The organism is Klebsiella sp. Shm-1, assembly GCF_040804525.1.
Taxonomy (GTDB): Bacteria; Pseudomonadota; Gammaproteobacteria; order Enterobacterales; family Enterobacteriaceae; genus Klebsiella; species Klebsiella pneumoniae.
In genome coordinates, this window is sequence record NZ_CP161823.1 from 889,110 (window position 1) to 908,776 (window position 19,667).

At 59.5% G+C, this 19,667-nt stretch carries 19 protein-coding genes and 2 pseudogenes; 15 read left to right on the plus strand and 6 right to left on the minus strand.

Going from position 1 to position 19,667, the window contains the following annotated elements; genetic code table 11:
* Positions 1-50 precede the first annotated feature (50 nt).
* The 4 genes from AB1E37_RS04415 to AB1E37_RS04430 all read left to right on the plus strand — a co-directional run bounded on the left by AB1E37_RS04415 (position 51) and on the right by AB1E37_RS04430 (position 4,140).
* The gene (locus tag AB1E37_RS04415) at positions 51-1,388 is read left to right on the plus strand and encodes a PTS sugar transporter subunit IIC (RefSeq protein ID WP_004174520.1); all 1,338 of its coding nucleotides are present in this window, start codon (positions 51-53) and stop codon (positions 1,386-1,388) included.
* Between the two features lie 7 nt (positions 1,389-1,395).
* Entirely contained in the window at positions 1,396-2,823 is a 1,428-nt protein-coding gene (locus tag AB1E37_RS04420; RefSeq protein ID WP_004149636.1) for a glycoside hydrolase family 1 protein, read from the plus strand.
* A 67-nt stretch (positions 2,824-2,890) separates the two neighbouring features.
* Positions 2,891-3,664, plus strand: coding sequence for a GntR family transcriptional regulator (locus AB1E37_RS04425; RefSeq protein ID WP_002915985.1), 774 nt, complete (start codon positions 2,891-2,893; stop codon positions 3,662-3,664).
* Positions 3,661-4,140, plus strand: a complete 480-nt coding sequence (locus AB1E37_RS04430; RefSeq protein WP_004174522.1) for a GNAT family N-acetyltransferase — start codon at positions 3,661-3,663, stop codon at positions 4,138-4,140. The genes AB1E37_RS04425 and AB1E37_RS04430 overlap by 4 nt, the downstream gene beginning before the upstream one ends.
* Here AB1E37_RS04430 and galR read toward each other — a convergent pair.
* The gene (gene galR, locus AB1E37_RS04435) at positions 4,101-5,117 is read right to left on the minus strand and encodes an HTH-type transcriptional regulator GalR (protein WP_002915981.1); all 1,017 of its coding nucleotides are present in this window, start codon (positions 5,115-5,117) and stop codon (positions 4,101-4,103) included. The genes AB1E37_RS04430 and galR overlap by 40 nt on opposite strands.
* 93 nt (positions 5,118-5,210) lie before the next feature.
* On the opposite strand from galR, the pseudogene AB1E37_RS04440 reads away from it, so the two are divergent.
* The 3 genes and pseudogenes from AB1E37_RS04440 (at position 5,211) to lplT (ending at position 9,084) form a co-directional block, all read left to right on the plus strand.
* Positions 5,211-5,475, plus strand: a pseudogene (locus AB1E37_RS04440) (hypothetical protein).
* A 263-nt stretch (positions 5,476-5,738) separates the two neighbouring features.
* Positions 5,739-7,898: a bifunctional acyl-ACP--phospholipid O-acyltransferase/long-chain-fatty-acid--ACP ligase gene (aas, locus tag AB1E37_RS04445; protein WP_002915977.1), complete on the plus strand. Its 2,160-nt coding sequence runs from the start codon at positions 5,739-5,741 to the stop codon at positions 7,896-7,898.
* Complete coding sequence (gene lplT / locus AB1E37_RS04450) at positions 7,891-9,084, plus strand: lysophospholipid transporter LplT (RefSeq protein ID WP_032448081.1); 1,194 nt, start codon at positions 7,891-7,893, stop codon at positions 9,082-9,084. Before aas ends, lplT begins: the two co-directional genes overlap by 8 nt.
* Before the next feature lie 102 nt (positions 9,085-9,186).
* Here the strand turns inward: lplT and AB1E37_RS04455 are convergent, their stop codons facing one another.
* The 5 genes and pseudogenes from AB1E37_RS04455 to AB1E37_RS04475 form a co-directional block, all read right to left on the minus strand.
* The gene (locus tag AB1E37_RS04455) at positions 9,187-10,227 is read right to left on the minus strand and encodes an NADP(H)-dependent aldo-keto reductase (RefSeq protein WP_002915975.1); all 1,041 of its coding nucleotides are present in this window, start codon (positions 10,225-10,227) and stop codon (positions 9,187-9,189) included.
* 220 nt (positions 10,228-10,447) lie between these two features.
* Positions 10,448-10,666 carry a YgdI/YgdR family lipoprotein gene (locus tag AB1E37_RS04460; RefSeq protein ID WP_002915974.1) on the minus strand — a complete coding sequence of 73 codons (219 nt, stop codon included), beginning with the start codon at positions 10,664-10,666 and terminating at the stop codon, positions 10,448-10,450.
* 123 nt (positions 10,667-10,789) lie between these two features.
* Entirely contained in the window at positions 10,790-11,503 is a 714-nt protein-coding gene (locus AB1E37_RS04465; protein ID WP_002915973.1) for a TerC family protein, read from the minus strand.
* Between the two features lie 63 nt (positions 11,504-11,566).
* The gene (mutH, locus tag AB1E37_RS04470; protein ID WP_004143967.1) at positions 11,567-12,262 is read right to left on the minus strand and encodes a DNA mismatch repair endonuclease MutH; all 696 of its coding nucleotides are present in this window, start codon (positions 12,260-12,262) and stop codon (positions 11,567-11,569) included.
* An 88-nt stretch (positions 12,263-12,350) separates the two neighbouring features.
* A pseudogene (locus AB1E37_RS04475) lies at positions 12,351-12,491 on the minus strand (hypothetical protein); the annotation flags it as partial.
* Positions 12,492-12,944: 453 nt separating this feature from the next.
* Here AB1E37_RS04475 and rppH point away from each other — a divergent pair.
* From rppH to AB1E37_RS04515, 8 genes are all read left to right on the plus strand, one after another.
* On the plus strand, positions 12,945-13,475 hold the full coding sequence (gene rppH / locus AB1E37_RS04480) for an RNA pyrophosphohydrolase (protein ID WP_002915936.1): 531 nt from the start codon (positions 12,945-12,947) through the stop codon (positions 13,473-13,475).
* 12 nt (positions 13,476-13,487) lie between these two features.
* Positions 13,488-15,734: a phosphoenolpyruvate--protein phosphotransferase gene (gene ptsP / locus AB1E37_RS04485; protein WP_002915935.1), complete on the plus strand. Its 2,247-nt coding sequence runs from the start codon at positions 13,488-13,490 to the stop codon at positions 15,732-15,734.
* 245 nt (positions 15,735-15,979) lie between these two features.
* Complete coding sequence (gene lgt, locus AB1E37_RS04490) at positions 15,980-16,855, plus strand: prolipoprotein diacylglyceryl transferase (protein ID WP_020804182.1); 876 nt, start codon at positions 15,980-15,982, stop codon at positions 16,853-16,855.
* 6 nt (positions 16,856-16,861) lie between these two features.
* On the plus strand, positions 16,862-17,656 hold the full coding sequence (gene thyA / locus AB1E37_RS04495) for a thymidylate synthase (RefSeq protein ID WP_002915933.1): 795 nt from the start codon (positions 16,862-16,864) through the stop codon (positions 17,654-17,656).
* Positions 17,657-17,841: 185 nt separating this feature from the next.
* The gene (locus AB1E37_RS04500) at positions 17,842-18,393 is read left to right on the plus strand and encodes a prepilin peptidase-dependent protein (RefSeq protein WP_002915932.1); all 552 of its coding nucleotides are present in this window, start codon (positions 17,842-17,844) and stop codon (positions 18,391-18,393) included.
* Positions 18,390-18,947, plus strand: a complete 558-nt coding sequence (locus AB1E37_RS04505; protein ID WP_004143963.1) for a prepilin peptidase-dependent protein — start codon at positions 18,390-18,392, stop codon at positions 18,945-18,947. Before AB1E37_RS04500 ends, AB1E37_RS04505 begins: the two co-directional genes overlap by 4 nt.
* Entirely contained in the window at positions 18,944-19,351 is a 408-nt protein-coding gene (locus tag AB1E37_RS04510; protein WP_004181182.1) for a DUF2509 family protein, read from the plus strand. Before AB1E37_RS04505 ends, AB1E37_RS04510 begins: the two co-directional genes overlap by 4 nt.
* Positions 19,336-19,659 carry a prepilin-type N-terminal cleavage/methylation domain-containing protein gene (locus tag AB1E37_RS04515; RefSeq protein ID WP_002915888.1) on the plus strand — a complete coding sequence of 108 codons (324 nt, stop codon included), beginning with the start codon at positions 19,336-19,338 and terminating at the stop codon, positions 19,657-19,659. The genes AB1E37_RS04510 and AB1E37_RS04515 overlap by 16 nt, the downstream gene beginning before the upstream one ends.
* Positions 19,660-19,667: the final 8 nt, after the last annotated feature.

Sequence of the window (19,667 nt, forward strand, 5' to 3'; positions counted from 1 at the left end):
CTGGCTGTTCACCTGGCCGCAATAAGCCCTTTACTCTGAGGTACTCTTTTATGGCATTACAGGACAAACTGATCGACGCGCTGGGGCGTTTCGCGACGACATTCAACAGCTATCGCTACATTATGGCGATCAAATCGGCGTTTATTACCCTGATGCCGGTGATCATCGTCGGGGCCTTTTCGGTGCTGATCTCCAATATGGTGCTGGATCCGAAGAATGGGCTCGCCAGCTTTTCCTCGCTCTCCTTTCTTGCGGCGCTGAAGCCGATCACCAGCGCGCTTAACTACGCTACGCTCAACTTCCTCAATATCGGCGCCGTGTTTCTGATCGGTATTGAGCTGGGGCGGATCAACGGCATCAAAAGCCTGTTTCCCGGCCTGTTGGCGGTGATCTGCTTTATCTGCGTCACGCCGACCACGGTGGAGATGATGGTCGATGGCCAGATGCACGTGGTGAAAGATGTCCTGCTGCGCCAGTTTTCCGATACCCGAAGTCTGTTCCTTGGGATGTTCATCGCCATTCTGTCAGTGGAGATTTACTGCTGGCTGGAGGGGCGCAAGGGACTGAAGATCAAAATGCCGGATACCGTGCCGCCGAACGTCTCTGCCTCTTTTTCCGCGCTGATCCCGGCGATCATCACCACCACCGCGATCGCCACCTTTGGTTTTCTCTTTCACCAGCTGACGGGAATGTATCTCTACGATGCGGTCTACCAGGTGGTGCAGCAGCCGCTGGAGCGGGTGGTGCAGAGCCTGCCGGGGATCCTGCTGCTGATGTTCGTCGCCCAGCTGTTCTGGGTGATCGGCATTCACGGCAACCAGATGATCAAGCCGATCCGCGAGCCGCTGCTGCTGGGAGCGATCACTGTCAATATGAGCGCTTTTGAGCAGGGGAAAGAGGTACCGAACATCATCACGATGCCCTTCTGGGATGTCTACATGAGCATCGGCGGCTCGGGGCTGACCATCGGCCTGCTGATTGCGGTGATGATCGCCACCAGGCGCAAAGAGATGAAAGAGATCGCCAAGCTGTCGATAGGCCCGGGGCTGTTCAATATTAACGAGCCGGTGATCTTCGGGATGCCGATCATGCTCAACCCGATCCTCGCCATCCCGTTTATCATCACCCCGCTGGTGACCGGCAGCATCGGCTATTTCGCCACCCTGACCGGCTTCGCCGGCAAGGCGGTGGTGATGGTGCCCTGGACCACGCCGCCGCTGATCAACGCCTGGCTCTCCACCGCCGGCTCGATGGGGGCGGTGGTGACCCAGCTTATCTGCATCGTCGTCGCGGTGCTTATCTATCTGCCTTTCGTCAAAATCGCCTCCCGCCGTGCCGATGCCGCGCAGCGTCAGGTAGACAATCAACAAACCGCCAACCCTGTCTGAGGAGCCTATGACTACCGTACGGATGACCATTCCCGATGATTTTATCCTTGGCGCGGCGGCTTCCGCCTGGCAGACCGAAGGCTGGAGCGGGAAAAAACCAGGGCAGGACTCCTGGCCCGATCTCTGGTACAAAAACGATCGCCACGTCTGGCATAACGGCTATGGCCCGGCGGTGGCCACCGATTTTATCAACCGCTTTCAGGAAGATGTGCAGCTGATGAAGCTGGCCGGGCTGACCCACTACCGCACCTCAATCAACTGGTCGCGCTTTCTGACCGACTATGAAAACGTCACGGTGGATGAGGAGTATGCGGCCTATTACGACCAGCTGTTCGATGCGCTGCTGGCTAACGGCATCACGCCGATGATCTGCCTTGAGCATTATGAATTGCCCGGCTATCTGCTGGAAAAGTATGGCGGCTGGGGGTCGAAAACGGTGGTTGAGCTGTTTGTGCGCTACGCGGAGAAGGTGTTTGCCCGCTACCACCCGAAGGTGACGCGCTGGTTTACCTTTAATGAGCCAATTGTGGTGCAGACTCGGGTCTATCTGGATGCTCTGCGCTGGCCCTATGAGCAGAACACCAGCACCTGGATGCAGTGGAACTATCATAAGGTGCTGGCGACCGCCAGCGTCGTGAAGCGGTTTCGCGAGCTCGGCTATCCCGGGACCGTCGGCTGCATCCTCAATCCGGAGGTGACCTACCCACGCTCACGCGCCCCCCATGACCTGCGCGCGGCGGAGATCTACGATCTGTTCTACAACCGCATGTTCCTCGACCCGCTGGTGCACGGCGTCTGGCCGCCGGAGCTTCTCGCGCTGCTTGAGCAGCATCAGGTGACGTGGGAGACCAGCGAGGAGGATCTGGCGGTTATCCGCGAGCACACCGTCGATGAGCTGGGGATTAATCTTTACTACCCGCACCGGGTCAAAGCCCCGTCGCGGGCCTGGCATCCGCACACCCCGTTCCATCCGGCCTGGTATTATGAGCCGTTTGAGCTGCCCGGCCGGCGGATGAACGCCTCCCGCGGCTGGGAAATCTACCCGCAAATCATCTTTGATATGGCGATGCGGATAAAAAATGACTATCGCAACATCCCGTGGTTCGTGGCGGAGAGCGGGATGGGGGTGGAAAACGAAGGCCAGTTCCGTAACCGCGAAGGCGTCATCGATGACAGCTACCGCATTCGTTTTATCAGCGAACATCTGTGGCACACCCTGCGCGCCCGCGAGGCAGGGGCCAACTGCCAGGGCTATATGCTGTGGGCGTTTACCGACAATGTATCGCCGATGAACGCCTTTAAAAACCGCTACGGGCTTATCGAAATCGATCTGCAAAACCATCGCGCCCGGCGAGCCAAAGCCTCGGCGCACTGGTTTCGTCAACTGGGCGAACGGCGTGAACTGGTGCTGGATATCGATGATGAATACCGCTAGCCGGGGGCAATATTTGCTAAGATAGCGGCGTATTTGACTCGCAGGCATGTAACGCACAGGTGATTTTGTGGAAAAAGCGATAGTTCCGCCGGAAAAGAAGCCCTATCAGGAGATTGGTGATGACCTGCGCGCCCAGATCGCGCAGGGGCGCTACCCGGTCGGGTCGCGTTTGCCGCCGGAACGCCATATTGCCGAAACCTATGGCGTCAGCCGGACCATCGTGCGCGAAGCGCTGCTGATGCTGGAGCTGCAGGGGACGGTGGATATTCGTCAGGGATCCGGGGTGTATGTCATGCGCATTCCCCACGAGAACGACAGCGAAGAGGAGCAGCTGCTCAGCAGCGACGTCGGCCCGTTTGAAATTCTCCAGGCGCGCCAGCTGCTGGAGAGCAACATCGCCGCCTTTGCCGCGAAAATGGCCACCCGCGCCGATATCGACAATCTGAAGCGGATTATTGAACAGGAGCAGCGGGCAATCGCTCTCAACGACACCGCGCAGGATAACGCTCGTCTGTTCCATCTGGTGCTCGCCGGGGCGACGCAGAACCAGATGCTGTTGGCGACGGTAGAGCGGATCTGGCTGCAGATGGACAGCAGCCCGCTGTGGCAGCAGTTCAATGTGCATATTGCCAGCCGCGCCTGGCGGCTGAAATGGCTCGGCGACCGGCAGACTCTGCTCGCCGCGCTGCGGCGTCGCGATGTGATGGGCGCCTGGCAGGCGATGTGGCAGCATCTGGAAAACGTCAAAAACAGCCTGCTGGAGCTGTCCGATGAGGACGCCCCCGACTTTGACGGCTATCTGTTCGACTCAGTGCCGATTTTTCAGGGGAAGCTGGTATGACGATCCTGCCGCTGTACGCTGCGCCGCAGTTCGCCCCGCAGGTGACCGACTGGCTGTGGCAGGCCTTTGGCGGCGAGACGCTGCCGCGGCAATTCTTCGCCAGCATCGTGCAGCATAGCCAGACGGCGGAGGCGCTGCCGTTGACCTTTATTGCGGTGGAAGGCGAGCAGTTGCTCGGCACGATTGGCCTCTGGCGCTGCGATTTGATCAGCCGCCAGGATCTGTTTCCCTGGCTGGCGGCGCTGTTCGTCGCGCCCGCCGCCCGCGGTCAGGGGCTGGCCGGAAAACTGCAGCGGCATGTGATCGATTATGCCCGCCGCGCGGGCTTTCGGGAGCTCTATCTCTACTCCGCCTGCCGGGATTTCTATGAACGCTTCGGCTGGCGCTACATCGGCGAGGGGCTGGATTACCCGGCCACCGCCGTGCACCTCTATCGCTATGACTTATCGCCTTCCTGCGGGGCGACCACCGAGTGACGACGGACCAGCGTCGGGCTGAACAGATGGGTGATCTCCGGCGCCGGCCGCTGCTCCGCCAGGGCTAAAGCCAGCTCGGCCGCCTGGGTCGCCATCGTGACGATCGGATAGCGGACGGTAGTCAACCGCGGGCGGACATAGCGCGAAATCAGGACATCGTCGAAGCCAATCAGCGAAATCTCCCGCGGAACGTCGATGCCGTTGTCATTCAGCACCCCCATCGCGCCGGCGGCCATCGAGTCGTTATAGCAGGCGACGGCGCTAAAGTGGCGACCGCGGCCAAGCAGTTCGGTCATCGCCTGTTCGCCGCCGCTTTCATCCGGCTCGGCAAACGTGACCAGCCGGTCGTTGCACGGCAGGCCGCTCTCCTCCAGCGCCGCGTAGTACCCCTGCAGCCGATCTTCCGCATCGGAGATATCGTGGTTTGAGCACAGATAGCCGATACGCGTGTGCCCCTGCTGGATCAAATGGCGGGTCGCCAGCCAGGCGCCGTAGCGGTCGTCCAGCGCGACGCAGCGGGTTTCATATCCGGGCAGGATGCGGTTGATCAGCACCATACCCGGGATCTGTTTCATCAGCCCGGCGAGTTCCTCATCGGGGATCATTTTGGCGTGCACCACCAACGCCGCGCAGCGATGGCGGATCAGCTGCTCTATCGCCTGGCGCTCCTTCTGCACGTTGTGGTAGCCATTGCCAATCAGCAAAAAGTTGCCGGTGCGGTAGGCCACCTGTTCGACGGCTTTGACCATTGCGCCGAAGAAGGGGTCGGAGACATCGCCCACCACCAGACCGACGGTTTCCGTTGACTGCTGGGCTAGCGCCCGGGCGTTCGCGTTGGGGTGATAGTTCAGGGTTTCCATCGCCGCGCCCACGGACTGACGCGAAGCTTCGCTGGCTTTGGGAGAGTTGTTGATGACGCGGGAGACGGTAGCGACGGAGACTCCTGCGAGTCGGGCTACATCCTTAATAGTCGCCATACCATGCCTTTTCTAGGGTAAGCGTTTACATACTGCTATGTTACGGGAAAGAGCGGCAGATTCAAGGCGCGGCGGCGAAGGAATGGCGCAAATGTGATTCAGCGCGGGCTTATCGGTGACCTGTTTACATTGACGCGATCGGTAATTGAAACCGGCGCAGGAAAATACAAACCTTTGCTTACACTTTGCGATGCGCTGTTGCGAATGTTCGCTGGTTTGTTCGCGGATCCGGTTGATATTCTGGCTATCCCAGAGGTATTGATAGGTGGAGTCAACGTCACGTTGACCACTTTACTTACACCAGCCTGCGCAGATGCGCAGGTTTTTTTTTGCCCGCTATCGGCGTTGTTACAGATAGCGAAAATCGTAATACCTCGTTGCACTTAGGCTCACTCCCTTGCGTTTTCCCGCTGGCCCGTTACGGCCAAAAAACGTGACAATCGAGATCCCAGAGGTATTGATAGGTGAGTTTCTCAGGTACGCTCTTCGTACTGAACGTCTTACACCGACCTGCGCGGATGCGCAGGTTTTTTTTATTCCGAAAATCCCCCCGCTGCACTGCTTTCCCATGCCTTCTCGTGTAACCTGCTTTGACTCATCAACCGGTCACATGGAGTTGTTATGCTTTTGGGATTTTTCAGACTGCTGTTCAAGGGGTTATACCGGGTCAGACTGACCGGCGACACGCAGGCTTTATACCAGCAAAAGGTCTTAATCACCCCGAACCACGTCTCTTTCCTCGACGGCATTCTGCTGGCGCTGTTTTTGCCGGTCCGACCGGTTTTTGCGGTCTATACCTCAATCAGCCAGCGCTGGTTTATGCGCGCGCTGACGCCGATTATCGATTTTGTGCCGCTGGACCCGACCAAGCCGATGTCGATCAAACATCTGGTGCGCCTGATTGAGCAGGGGCGGCCGGTGGTTATTTTCCCGGAAGGGCGAATTTCGGTCAGCGGCTCGCTGATGAAAATTTATGACGGCGCCGCCTTTGTCGCCGCCAAATCGCAGGCGACCATTGTGCCGCTGCGTATTGAAGGCGCCGAACTGACACCCTTCAGCCGGCTGAAGGGGCTGGTGAAACGTCGCCTGTTCCCGCGTATTCAGCTGCATCTCCTGCCGCCCACCCATCTGCCGATGCCCGAGGCGCCGCGCGCCCGCGACCGGCGGAAGATCGCCGGGGAGATGCTGCACCAGATCATGATGGAAGCCCGGATGGCGGTGCGCCCGCGGGAAACCCTGTATGAGTCGCTGCTGGCGGCGCAGGACCGCTTCGGCGCGCGCAAACCCTGCGTGGAGGATATCAACTTCCAGCCGGATACCTATCGCAAGCTGCTGACCAAAACCCTGTTTGTCGCCCGCATTCTGGAAAAATACAGCCAGCCGGGCGAGAAGATCGGCCTGATGCTGCCTAACGCCGGCATCAGCGCGGCGGTGATTTTCGGCGCTATCGCCCGCGGGCGTATTCCGGCGATGATGAACTATACCGCCGGGGTGAAAGGGCTCAGCAGCGCGATAGCCGCCGCGGAGCTCAACACCATTTTCACCTCGCGCACCTTCCTCGATAAAGGCAAACTCTGGCACCTGCCGGAGCAGCTGACCCAGGTGCGCTGGGTATTCCTGGAAGATCTTAAAGGCGATATCACCCTCGCTGACAAACTGTGGATTTTTGCTCATCTGCTGGCGCCGCGTCTGGCGCAGGTTAAGCAGCAGCCGGAAGACGCGGCGATGATCCTCTTCACCTCCGGTTCCGAGGGCAATCCGAAAGGGGTGGTGCACAGCCATAAGAGTCTGCTGTCCAACGTCGAGCAGATCAAAACTATCGCCGACTTTACCGCCAATGACCGCTTTATGTCGGCGCTGCCGCTGTTCCACTCTTTTGGCCTCACCGTCGGCCTGCTGACGCCGCTGCTTACCGGGGCGGAAGTGTTTCTCTATCCCAGCCCGCTGCACTATCGCGTGGTGCCGGAGCTGGTCTACGATCGCAACTGTACGGTGCTGTTCGGCACTTCGACCTTCCTCGCCAACTATGCCCGTTTCGCCAATCCGTACGATTTCTACCGCCTGCGCTACGTGGTCGCCGGGGCGGAGAAGCTGCAGGAGAGCACCAAACAGCTGTGGCAGGATAAATTCGGCCTGCGCATTCTCGAAGGCTATGGCGTGACCGAGTGCGCACCTGTGGTCTCGATTAACGTGCCGATGGCGGCGAAGGTCGGCACCGTGGGCCGCATCCTGCCGGGAATGGACGCCCGCCTGCTGGCGATGCCAGGCATTGATCAAGGGGGGCGGCTGCAGCTGAAAGGGCCGAACATCATGAAAGGCTACCTGCGGGTGGAAAACCCCGGCGTGCTGGAAGCGCCTGCGGCGGAAAACCAGCACGGCGAGATGGAAGCGGGCTGGTATGACACCGGGGATATCGTTACCTTCGACGAGCAGGGCTATGTCCGCATTCAGGGCCGCGCGAAGCGCTTCGCCAAAATCGCCGGCGAGATGATCTCCCTCGAGATGGTGGAGCAGGTGGCCCTCGGCGCGTCGCCGGACAAAATGCACGCCACGGCGATTAAACAGGACGCCAGCAAAGGCGAGGCGTTGGTGCTGTTTACCACCGATAATGAACTGACTCGTGAAGCCCTGCTGCGCTACGCTCGCCAGCACGGCGTACCGGAGCTGGCGGTGCCGCGAGATATACGCTGGCTGAAACAGCTACCGGTGCTCGGCAGCGGCAAGCCAGACTATGTCACCCTGAAAAATATGGTCGACGAGGCGGAAACAACCCATGAGTGAGTCAGTACATACTAACCCTTCGCTGTACTCCAAAGGGATGGTGGCGGTGATCTGCGCCCAGTTCCTGTCGGCCTTCGGCGACAATGCGCTTCTCTTCGCCACCCTGGCGCTGATGAAGCAGCTCTATTATCCGGAGTGGAGCCAGCCGGTCTTGCAGATGTTGTTTGTGGGCGCTTACATCCTCTTTGCCCCCTTTGTCGGCCAGTTCGCCGATAGCTTTGCCAAAGGCCGGGTGATGATGGTGGCCAACGGCCTGAAACTGCTCGGCGCCGGCTGCATCTGCTTCGGCGTCAATCCGTTTATCGGCTATACGCTGGTGGGGATTGGCGCCGCCGCCTATTCGCCGGCCAAGTATGGCATTCTCGGCGAACTCACCACCGGCGATAAGTTAGTGAAGGCTAACGGACTGATGGAGTCCTCGACCATCGCGGCGATCCTGCTGGGCTCCATGGCCGGCGGGATCCTCGCCGACTGGCACGTGCTGGCGGCGCTGATCGTCTGCGCGCTGGTCTACGGCGGGGCGGTAGTGGCTAACCTGTGGATACCCAGGCTGCCGGCGGCGCGTCCGGGGCAGTCGTGGCGTTTTAAGCCAATGACGCACAGCTTCTTCAGCGCCTGCCGGACGCTGTGGCGCAACGGCGAAACCCGCTTTTCGCTGATGGGCACCAGCCTGTTCTGGGGCGCTGGCGTGACCTTGCGTTTCCTGCTGGTGATCTGGGTGCCGGAGGCGCTGGGCATTACCAGCAACGCCATGCCCACCTATCTTAATGCGATGGTGGCGGTGGGGATTGTGCTGGGTGCCGGGGCGGCGGCGAAGCTGGTGACCCTGGAGACGGTGTCGCGCTGTATGCCGGCCGGGATTTTGATCGGTATCGCGGTGATAGCCTTTGCGGTGCAGCAGTCGCTGCTGCCGGCGTTCGGTCTGCTGCTGCTGCTCGGGGTGTTCGGCGGGTTCTTTATCGTACCGCTGAACGCGCTGCTGCAGGAGCGTGGGAAACATTCGGTCGGGGCAGGTAACGCCATTGCAGTACAGAACCTCGGTGAGAACGTGGCGATGCTGCTGATGCTGGGGCTCTATTCCCTGGCGGTGAGCGTGGGCGTTCCACCGGTCGCCGTGGGGATAGGCTTTGGCGCGGTATTCGCCGTGGCCATTGCCGCGCTGTGGGTCTGGGGGCGGCGTAAATAACCTCCCGGCTTGCGCTGCGCTTGACTGGGCGAGGGGGTCGCCAATATCTGCTCTTCGGTAGCCCGGGTAAGGCGTATACGCCTTACCCGGGGCTTTGCTTTCTTACGGCGCCGGGTAGGTATAAACCTGATGCACCGCCTCAATCTCCGCTAATACCTCTTCGCTCAGCTCAAGCTGCAAACTTTCCACGTTGGCCTGCAGCTGCGTCATGGTCGTCGCCCCCAGCAGGGTGCTGGCGACAAACGGCTGCCGACGCACAAAGGCCAGCGCCATTTGCGCCGGATCGAGGCCGTGGCGTTTGGCGATATCCACATAGGCCGCTACCGCTTTCTGCGACTGCTCGCTGCTGTAGCGCGTAAAGCGGCTGAACAGCGTATTGCGCGCCCCCGCCGGCTTCGCACCGTTGAGATACTTGCCGGTCAGTGTGCCGAAAGCCAGGCAAGAGTAGGCCAGCAGCTCCACGCCTTCGAACTGACTCACTTCCGCGAGGCCGACTTCAAAGCTGCGGTTCAGCAGGCTGTAAGGATTCTGAATAGTCACGATCCGCGGGAGGTCGTGCTTATCCGCCAGGTGCAGATAACGCATCACGCCGAAGGCGGTTTCGTTCGACACCCCGATGTAGCGGATCTTCCCGGCGCGCTGGAACTCGGTCAGCGCTTCGAGGGTATCCAGCAGCGTCACGGCGGGCGCGGCGTCGGCCCAGGTATAGCCCAGCTTGCCAAAGCAGTTGGTTGGCCGCTGCGGCCAGTGAACCTGATATAAATCGAGATAATCGGTCTGCAGCCGCTTCAGGCTGGCGTGCAGCGCCTCGCGGATATTTTTGCGGTCCAGAACGTGATTGGGCCGAATGCTGCTGTCGTTATTGCGCGCGGGCCCGCTGACTTTCGAGGCGAGCACCAGCTTTTCGCGATTGCCGCGTTTCGCCAGCCAGTTGCCGACGTAGGTTTCAGTCAGCCCCTGGGTTTCCGGGCGCGGCGGGACCGGGTACATTTCAGCGACATCGATCAGGTTGATGCCGTTGGCAACCGCGTAATCGAGCTGCTGGTGGGCATCGGCCTCGCTATTCTGTTCGCCAAAAGTCATGGTTCCCAGCCCGAGGGTGCTGATTTCAAGAGAACTGTGTGGGATACGGTGATACTGCATAGCCAGCTTCCTTTTTATTTATAAGGTCAGGCATTCCCCGACAAAGGAGTATCAACATGGCAGAGGGTGAGAAAAAGAGGAAGTAAAAAATCAAAAAAGCCGGGTGACGAGGAGGGGCGGTGGGTGAAACCCGCGGCGTCCTGGTATATCCCGACTCTTCTCAAAAGACTGGTGGTCGGTAAGCGCAGCGTCAACAGAAGCTGGGGCCGACAGGGAAAGATTAACGCTTAATGATTTGCGAAACGTCGTCACGATTGATCTGCATTTTATTACCCTGCTGATCTTCGTAACTGATTAAACCGGTATCGTCATCCACGGTAGGTTTACCGTCGGTCAGGATCATTCGCCCATCTTTGGTCGCCATGACGTAATCGCTGCTGCAACCGGAAACCGAGAACGCCAGTCCTACGGCGGAAATCAATACTGCCCATTTCTTCATCGTCAACACCTCTTCAGTAGCTGCACCCCATACCCGTCTATTAATAGCCTGATTTGTGAGACATAAAAAGCAGTAAAGTCTGAAAAAGGGTTGCAGCCTGTGACCAGGCTGCAATTTTGTGGTTTACAGCGGGTTTTTCTTATTACGCAGCAGGTTAAGGCTCTCCACCGCGATAGAGAAGAACATGGCGAAATAGATGTATCCCTTCGGCACATGGACGTCGAAGCTTTCCAGCATCAGGGTAAAGCCGACGAGGATCAGAAACGACAGCGCCAGCATTTTCACCGAAGGATGACGGTCAACAAAATCGCCGATGGGTCGCGCGGCGAACATCATCACCCCCACCGCGATCACCACTGCCGCCATCATGATGAACAGATGATCCGACAGGCCGACGGCGGTGATCACTGAATCGAGGCTAAAGATGATATCCAGCAGCATGATCTGCACGATGGCGCCGAGGAAGGAGTGGACGTTGGTCTTCAGCCCCTCCTCTTCACCTTCGATAGATTCATGGATCTCTTTACTGGCTTTCCAGATAAGGAATAGCCCGCCGAGCAGCAAGATCAGATCGCGAAACGAGATCTCCTGACCGAAAACGGTAAAGAGCGGGTTGGTAAGCTTAACGACCCAGGCGATTGAGGCCAGCAGCGCCAGACGCATGACCATCGCGCCCATCAAACCGATCCGGCGCGCATGGGCGCGCTGGGCGGTGGGGAGCTTAGCCACGACCAGAGAGAGGAAAATAATATTGTCGATCCCGAGCACGATCTCCAGCAGCGTCAATGTGCCCAGCGCCAGCCAGGCGTTAGGATCGGTTATCCATGCAAATAACATTGTTCAAAGTCCTGCAAAATAGAAAGCAGCAATTATATGCAACCCCCAACGCAGAACAAAAAATTAATCGTGTTGTAACAAGAAATGGCGGGCAAGCAGAGCGGCGGTAAAATTCTTTTTCAGATAGAAACCGCGCGGCAGCGTGAGGATTGTCTCCCCGCGGGCGCCGATGGCTTCGGTCAGCGCCTTGCTGTTGGCGGCTTTCGGTCTTAACTGCAGCACCTCGCCGTGGCGGGCGGTAATGCGCTCGACCTCACCGAGAACAATGAGATCCATCAGCTCTTCCCAGTCCATGCGCAGCTGGCGCTCCTCGTCTTCATCCGGGCTCCACAGCAGCGGTGCGCCGACGCGCCGCGCCGCCAGCGGGATGGTGCGTTCACCCTCCACCGGGATCCACAGGACGCGCTGCAGCTTATGCCGTACATGGCTGCTCTCCCAGGTGACGCCGCTATTGCCGGTTAACGGGGCGACGCAGACGAAGGTGGTCTCCAGCGGGCGTCCCCGGCTGTCGATGGGGATCGTTTTGAGCTCGACCCCCAGCGCGGCGAAATCCTGCTCGGGTTTACTGCCTGCGCTGGCGCCCAGCCACAGCTCCAGCAGAATGCCCGTCCAGCCTTTATCGCGCTTCAGATCGCGCGGAATGGGGATCCCCGCCAGCGCCGCCAGCTCGCCCAGCGAATAGCCGGCCAGCTGGCGGGCCTGGGCCAGCAGCTGTTCCTGACTTTGCGGCGGTGAGGCGAGCGGAGCGATAGCGGGCATAGGGCAATACCTTTGGTTAAAAAGTGAGCGCTAATTTTGCGCGTTGTGGATAGAGTTTACCGTTTTCTGAGTAACTATACCAATCCCATGATTTATATGGCTTTTTAAACTCATCATGCGGCTTATGAAAACGGTGTAAACGGGTTTTCCAGAACTGGTCACTGACAATAAACAGGATCTTACACCATGTTATCCACAGAAAAGTGGGATAACTGGGGAAAAGACTCACTACTGGTTCGATTTACAGCCTTGACGTGCGACGAAAATCGAATTTTTAGAGAAAATCTGCCGGTGGCCTGCGCGTAATCTGTGGATAAAATCGACATTGCTCGATCTTTCATCAGTCGGCGGATCGCATGTGTGATGATCGTCACGTTATGCTGTAATGTGTGAAAGGAATATATTCTAACTTTATGAATATTATACTATTATTTTCAGATGCTAGCGATGCGATGTTCGGATTACTCTGGGTTTTCCCGGGTTAATTCCGTACTTCTTCACAACTCTATCCACAGAAAAAGTGAATAAAATCGGCTGTCACGCGCTTTCATTGTTTATAACTCTGGCAATTACTGTGAGTTATTCAAATGTTATCCGTTCTCAGTGTGCGAACAGAGTGGTTTACCGTTTCCGGCGAGTGTGAAACAATCATTCACATTGAAGCTTATCTTGAGGTAGTCCGGTGATTGATGACGATGGCTACCGCCCAAATGTCGGTATTGTAATCTGTAATCGTCAGGGCCAGGTGATGTGGGCCCGGCGCTATGGTCAGCACTCGTGGCAGTTCCCGCAAGGGGGCATTAATCCAGGAGAATCCGCAGAGCAGGCGATGTATCGGGAATTGTTTGAAGAGGTCGGGTTAAGCCGTAAAGATGTGCGGATCCTGGCCTCAACCCGTAACTGGCTGCGTTACAAGTTGCCTAAACGTTTGGTGCGTTGGGACACAAAGCCGGTTTGTATCGGCCAGAAACAAAAGTGGTTTCTTTTGCAGTTGATCGGCAACGATGCGGACATCAATATGCAAACCAGCAGTACACCTGAATTTGATGGTTGGCGCTGGGTGAGTTACTGGTACCCGGTTCGCCAGGTGGTGTCGTTTAAGCGCGACGTCTACCGCCGGGTGATGAAAGAGTTCGCCAGCGTGACCATGTCGCTGGCGGAGAGCGCACCTAAGCCGCAAAACGCGCCTGCTTATCGACGTAAAAGAGGTTAAGCCACGCACATTATGCTCACTCGGTTGCGAGAAATAGTCGAGAAGGTCGCGAGCGCGCCGCGTTTAAACGAGGCGCTGGATATTCTGGTGACGGATGTCTGCCAGGCGATGGAGACGGAAGTCTGCTCGGTTTACCTGGCTGACAATGACCGACGCTGCTATTACCTGATGGCCACCCGCGGGTTAAAAAAACCTCGCGGGCGCACCGTTGCGCTGGCGTTCGATGAAGGCCTGGTGGGGCTGGTTGGCCGCCTGGCGGAACCCATCAACCTCGCCGATGCGCAAAAACACCCCAGCTTCAAATATATCCCCGCCGTCAAAGAGGACCGCTTCCGCGCCTTCCTTGGCGTGCCGATCATTCAGCGCCGCCAGCTGCTGGGCGTGCTGGTGGTCCAGCAGCGCGAGCTGCGTCAGTTTGATGAAAGCGAAGAGTCTTTCCTCGTCACCCTCGCCACCCAGATGGCGGCGATCCTCTCCCAGTCCCAGCTGAACGCCCTGTTCGGCCAGTATCGTCAAACGCGCATTCGCGCTCTGCCGGCCTCTTCCGGGGTGGCGATCGCCGAGGGCTGGATGGACGTCAGCCTGCCGCTGATGGAGCAGGTGTATGAAGCCTCGACGCTGGACACCGCCTCGGAACGCGAACGCCTGACCGGTGCGCTGGAAGAGGCGGCCAACGAGTTTCGTCGCTACAGCAAACGCTACGCCGCCGGGGCGCAAAAAGAGACGGCGGCGATCTTCGATCTCTACTCGCACCTGCTCTCTGACGCCCGCCTGCGTCGCGAGCTGTTTGCCGAAGTTGACAAAGGCGCCGTCGCCGAGTGGGCCGTCAAAAAGATCATTGAGAAGTTCGCCGAACAGTTTGCCGCGCTGAGCGACGGCTATTTGAAAGAGCGGGCCGGCGATCTGCGTACCCTGGGCCAGCGTCTGCTGTTCCATCTCGACGACAGTATTCAGGGGCCCAACACCTGGCCGGCGCGCATTATCCTCGTGGCGGACGAGCTGTCGGCCACCACCCTCGCCGAAGTGCCGCAGGATCGCCTGGCCGGCGTGGTGGTGCGCGATGGCGCCGCCAACTCCCATGCCGCTATTATGGTGCGGGCCCTCGGCATCCCAACGGTGATGGGCGCCGATATTCAGCCCTCGCTGCTGCATGGCCATACGCTGATTGTCGATGGCTATCGCGGTGAACTGCTGGTGGATCCTGAACCTGTCCTGTTGCAGGAGTATCAGCGCCTTATCAGCGAAGAGAACGAACTCAGCCGCCTGGCGGAGGACGATCTCCAGCGCGCGTCGGAGCTGAAAAGCGGCGAGCGGGTGAAAGTCATGCTCAACGCCGGCTTAAGCCCGGAGCACGAAGAGAAGCTCGGCAGCTTTGTTGACGGCATTGGCCTCTACCGCACCGAAATTCCCTTTATGCTGCAGAGCGGCTTCCCCTCAGAAGAGGAGCAGGTCGCCCAGTATCAGGGCATGCTGCAGATGTTTAACAGCAAACCGGTGACCCTGCGTACCCTGGACATCGGCGCGGATAAACAGCTGCCGTATATGCCGATCAGCGAAGAGAACCCGTGCCTCGGCTGGCGCGGGATCCGCATCACCCTCGATCAGCCGGAGATCTTTTTGATCCAGGTGCGGGCGATGCTGCGCGCCAACGCCGCCACCGGCAACCTCAGCATTTTGCTGCCGATGGTGACCAGTCTGGAGGAAGTGGATGAGGCCCGTCGGCTGATCGATCGCGCCAGCCGGGAAGTGGAAGAGATGATCGGCTACGCCATCCCACGTCCGCGCCTGGGGGTGATGCTGGAGGTCCCGTCGATGGTCTTTATGCTGCCGCAGCTGGCCAGCCGGATCGATTTTATCTCGGTAGGGACGAACGACCTGACCCAGTACCTGCTGGCCGTCGACCGCAACAATACCCGGGTCGCCAGCATGTATGACAGCCTGCATCCTGCGGTATTGCGGGCGCTGGCGATGATCGCCCATGACGCGGAGCGCTTTGGCATCGATCTGCGCCTGTGCGGCGAGATGGCGGGCGACCCGATGTGCGTGACGATCCTTATCGGCCTCGGTTACCGCCATCTGTCGATGAACGGCCGCTCGGTGGCGAGGGTGAAGTATCTGCTGCGCCGCATTGATATCGAAGAGGCGCAGGAGCTGTCGCGTCGCAGCCTCGATGCGCAGATGACCGCCGAGGTGCGCCATCAGGTGGCGGCCTTTATGGAGCGTCGCGGTCTCGGCGGCCTGATCCGCGGCGGGCGGTAGCGCCAGCCCGGGTGAGGCGTAAGCCGTAACCCGGGGATCCTCTGCTCGCCCCCTCCGGCAAAATAGGGTACCGCCGGGAAAACGGCATTCTGTTAGCATCCGTATACATATCTTTTACACGTTCGGCGCGGATCGCTCTTGTGGCTTATGCTATGATTCGCCTCCTTCGGCGTGCCCGTTTTGTTCGGGCATGGATCATCACCGCTGTCCACTTTCGGCGGAATAACAAGTCTTTATGGTGACAGATGAATAGTGGCTACCTGCATTTTCCGGAGTTCGATCCGGTCATTTTTTCTCTAGGCCCGGTCTCCCTCCACTGGTACGGTTTGATGTACCTGGTGGGCTTTGTCTTTGCGATGTGGCTGGCCACCCGTCGGGCGAATCGTCCGGGCAGCGGCTGGACGAAAAATGAAGTGGAAAACCTGCTCTACGCGGGCTTCCTCGGCGTCTTCCTGGGCGGCCGTATCGGCTACGTGCTGTTTTACAACCTGCCGGTATTTCTTGCCGATCCGCTGTATCTGTTCCGCGTCTGGGACGGCGGCATGTCGTTCCACGGCGGCCTGATCGGCGTGATCCTGGTGATGATTATCTTCGCCAGACGCACCAAACGCACCTTCTTCCAGGTCTCCGATTTTATCGCGCCGCTGATCCCGTTTGGTCTTGGCGCCGGGCGTCTGGGCAACTTTATCAACGGCGAGCTGTGGGGCCGCGTAGACCCGAGCTTCCACTACACGATGATTTTCCCGGGCTCCCGTGCCGAAGACCTGGCGCTGCTGCCGACGCATCCGGAATGGCAATCGCTGTTCGATGCCTACGGCGCGCTGCCGCGTCACGCGTCGCAGCTGTACGAGCTGGCGCTGGAAGGCGTGGTACTGTTCCTGATCCTCAACCTGTTTATCCGTAAACCGCGCCCGACCGGCTCCGTTTCCGGTCTGTTCCTGATTGGCTACGGCCTGTTCCGCATCATCGTGGAATTCTTCCGCCAGCCCGACGCCCAGTTCACCGGCGGCTGGGTGCAGTACATCAGCATGGGGCAGATTCTTTCGATCCCGATGGTGCTTGCGGGTATCATTATGATGGTTTGGGCTTACCGCCACCGTCCGCAGCCACAGAATTCTTGAGGAACCATGAAACAGTATCTTGATTTGATGCAGAAAGTGCTCACCGAGGGCACGCCAAAAAATGACCGCACCGGCACTGGCACGATCTCCATTTTCGGCCATCAGATGCGTTTTAACCTGCAGGAAGGCTTCCCGCTGGTGACCACCAAGCGCTGTCATTTACGCTCCATCATCCATGAACTGCTGTGGTTCCTGCAGGGCGACACCAACATCGCCTATCTGCACGAGAACAACGTCACCATCTGGGACGAGTGGGCGGATGAGAATGGCGACCTGGGGCCGGTCTACGGCAAACAGTGGCGTTCCTGGCCTGCGCCGGACGGTCGTCATATCGACCAGATCAGCACGGTGATGAACCAACTGAAAAACGACCCGGACTCCCGCCGGATCATCGTCTCGGCATGGAACGTCGGCGAGCTGGATAAAATGGCGCTGGCGCCGTGCCACGCCTTCTTCCAGTTCTACGTCGCCGACGGCAAGCTCTCCTGCCAGCTGTATCAGCGTTCCTGCGATGTGTTCCTCGGCCTGCCGTTCAATATCGCCAGCTATGCGCTGCTGGTGCATATGGTGGCGCAGCAGTGCGATCTGCAGGTCGGTGATTTCGTCTGGACCGGCGGAGACACCCATCTGTACAGCAACCATCTTGAGCAGACCAACCTGCAGCTAAGCCGCGAACCGCGTCCGCTGCCGAAGCTGGTCATCAAACGCAAGCCGGCGTCGATCTTCGACTACCGCTTTGAAGACTTCGAGATTGAAGGTTACGATCCGCACCCGGGCATTAAAGCGCCGGTGGCGATTTAATCCCCAGCAGAGATAACCAACCGGCGCCCGATGGCGCCGGTTTTTTTATGCCCTTCGCACCACCCGATGGGAGCGCTTTCCGTTACCACCGGGAGAAGGTTGTTTTCACCTGCCCCCCAGGCCACAGGTGGTTGCGGTGGGCGAAGTTGGGTAGACGTTCGCAAAAAAATGTCCTTCTGTCGAGTATGCAAAGCTTTTTTGCGTATCTGGCCGGGAAAGCTATTTTCCGTCGTCGCGCCAGGGCTAATCGCCGCGGCATACTCGACGCCATGAACAGAGAACATGGCTACACCCTGATGGAAACCCTGGTAACGCTGACACTGATGATGATCCTCAGCGTCGGCGGCCTGTACGGCTGGCAGCGCTGGCAGCAGCAGCAACGACTGTGGCAAACCGCCGTCCAGGTGCGGGATTTTCTGCTCTTTCTGCGCGATGACGCCAACGCCTACAACCGGGATCGCGTGCTTCGCGTCGGCCAGGACGAAGTGGGCTGGTGCCTGAGCGCGGAGGGGGAGGGGCCTGACTGCGCCTCGGGGACATCCTTCACGCTGCGCCCGCGCTGGCCGGGGATCACGCTGGCTGGCGTTACGCCTGGTCTGGGGTTTTATGGTCTGCGCAGCACCGCCTGGGCGGGGAATCTGCGGCTGCAGAGCGCGGCCGGCAGCTGGAGCATTGTGATCTCACACTGGGGGCGGATTCGTTTATGCCGCAGCGACAGCGCAGGAGGGTGTCAGTGAGCCGCCGCGGATTTTCCCTGGCGGAGGCGCTTATCGCCATGGCCATCGGCTCGCTGCTGCTGATGGGGGCCTGCCGCTTTCTGCCTGCCCTGCAGCGTCATATTCTGCGCCAGGGCGAACAGCTGGCCCTGGAGAACGAGCTGTGGCAGCGTGTGCATGCCGTGGGAAAACATCTCCAGCGCGCCGGGTACTGCCGGGGAGCGTGCGGCGGAGCCGGGCTGGAGCTAGCCGCTGGCGGGGAGTGTCTGATTGTGCGCTGGGATGCGAACAGCAACGGGAGATGGGAAACTTCCCCCGCGGCAGCGGCGGAGAGCACCGGCTTTCGCCTGCGCGACGGCGCGCTGGAGACCCTGCGCGGGGCCAGCGACTGCCGCGGCGGCGGATGGGAGAAAATCACCAACCCGGCCGCCATCGTGGTGACGCGCTTCTCGGTACAACGTCAGGTCACCCCGGGCTTCGCGCCGGAGCTGAGCGTGACGCTGGCGGCGCGCTCCGCGCAACAGACGGGCCTGACGAGCGAGGTTGAGCAGCGGGTGACGGGGTATAACCTGTGATCCGCCAGCGTGGAATGTCGTCGCTGCTGATGGTGCTCCTGTTGCTGACCCTCGGCAGCCTGTTACTCGAGGGGCTTAACCTGCAGCAGCGGGCGCTGCTGGCGCAAACCGCCAGCGAAACGCAGGCGATCCGCGATACGGCGATAGCCCATTCCGCGCTGCAGTGGGGAAAACAGCAGGTCTGGTCGGCGCAGGTGGCGCTGGCCTGCCGGGAGCAGGCGCCGCAGGGCTGGCGCGCCTGTCTGCGTATCTTCGGCGACGGTTCACTGGTGCTCAGCAGCGCCAGCGGCGAGGTGCAGGTCTGGCAGTCCGGCGAGGTGCGCGGCGGGCAGGTGCGTTTTTCCGCCCACGGCTGGAGCGATTTTTGCCCGCTCAGGGAGGCGAGCTTATGTCAAATGCCCTGAAGCGTCAGCGGGGGTTTAGCCTGCCGGAGACCGTGCTGGCGATGGCGCTGATGGTGCTGACGGTCACCGCGCTGGGCGGCTATCAGCGCGGAATGGCGCAAGGAATTGTCCAGTTGAACCAGACCCGTCAACTGTGGCGCGACGCGTGGCGCTATAGTCAGCTCTCCGCGCCGCCGTCGCCGGCACGCGGGCAGGTAAGCCGTATGCAGACATCGAGGCAAAGATGTGTCAGCATCACGGTAACGATCAGTAGACCCGTTGCAAAGCGGGTGCAGATGACCCGGCTGCATTGCCCGGTCAGCCAGTAGTCAGGAGC

What these genes read in the sequence shown, in the direction of transcription:
- AB1E37_RS04415 (WP_004174520.1), top strand. Translation starts at nt 51, where the DNA reads ATGGCATTACAGGACAAACTGATCGACGCGCTGGGGCGTTTCGCGACG.
- AB1E37_RS04420 (WP_004149636.1), top strand. Translation starts at nt 1,396, where the DNA reads ATGACTACCGTACGGATGACCATTCCCGATGATTTTATCCTTGGCGCG.
- AB1E37_RS04430 (WP_004174522.1), top strand. Translation starts at nt 3,661, where the DNA reads ATGACGATCCTGCCGCTGTACGCTGCGCCGCAGTTCGCCCCGCAGGTG.
- galR (WP_002915981.1), bottom strand. Translation starts at nt 5,117, where the DNA reads ATGGCGACTATTAAGGATGTAGCCCGACTCGCAGGAGTCTCCGTCGCT.
- aas (WP_002915977.1), top strand. Translation starts at nt 5,739, where the DNA reads ATGCTTTTGGGATTTTTCAGACTGCTGTTCAAGGGGTTATACCGGGTC.
- lplT (WP_032448081.1), top strand. Translation starts at nt 7,891, where the DNA reads ATGAGTGAGTCAGTACATACTAACCCTTCGCTGTACTCCAAAGGGATG.
- AB1E37_RS04455 (WP_002915975.1), bottom strand. Translation starts at nt 10,227, where the DNA reads ATGCAGTATCACCGTATCCCACACAGTTCTCTTGAAATCAGCACCCTC.
- AB1E37_RS04460 (WP_002915974.1), bottom strand. Translation starts at nt 10,666, where the DNA reads ATGAAGAAATGGGCAGTATTGATTTCCGCCGTAGGACTGGCGTTCTCG.
- AB1E37_RS04465 (WP_002915973.1), bottom strand. Translation starts at nt 11,503, where the DNA reads ATGTTATTTGCATGGATAACCGATCCTAACGCCTGGCTGGCGCTGGGC.
- mutH (WP_004143967.1), bottom strand. Translation starts at nt 12,262, where the DNA reads ATGCCCGCTATCGCTCCGCTCGCCTCACCGCCGCAAAGTCAGGAACAG.
- ptsP (WP_002915935.1), top strand. Translation starts at nt 13,488, where the DNA reads ATGCTCACTCGGTTGCGAGAAATAGTCGAGAAGGTCGCGAGCGCGCCG.
- lgt (WP_020804182.1), top strand. Translation starts at nt 15,980, where the DNA reads ATGAATAGTGGCTACCTGCATTTTCCGGAGTTCGATCCGGTCATTTTT.
- thyA (WP_002915933.1), top strand. Translation starts at nt 16,862, where the DNA reads ATGAAACAGTATCTTGATTTGATGCAGAAAGTGCTCACCGAGGGCACG.
- AB1E37_RS04500 (WP_002915932.1), top strand. Translation starts at nt 17,842, where the DNA reads ATGCAAAGCTTTTTTGCGTATCTGGCCGGGAAAGCTATTTTCCGTCGT.
- AB1E37_RS04515 (WP_002915888.1), top strand. Translation starts at nt 19,336, where the DNA reads ATGTCAAATGCCCTGAAGCGTCAGCGGGGGTTTAGCCTGCCGGAGACC.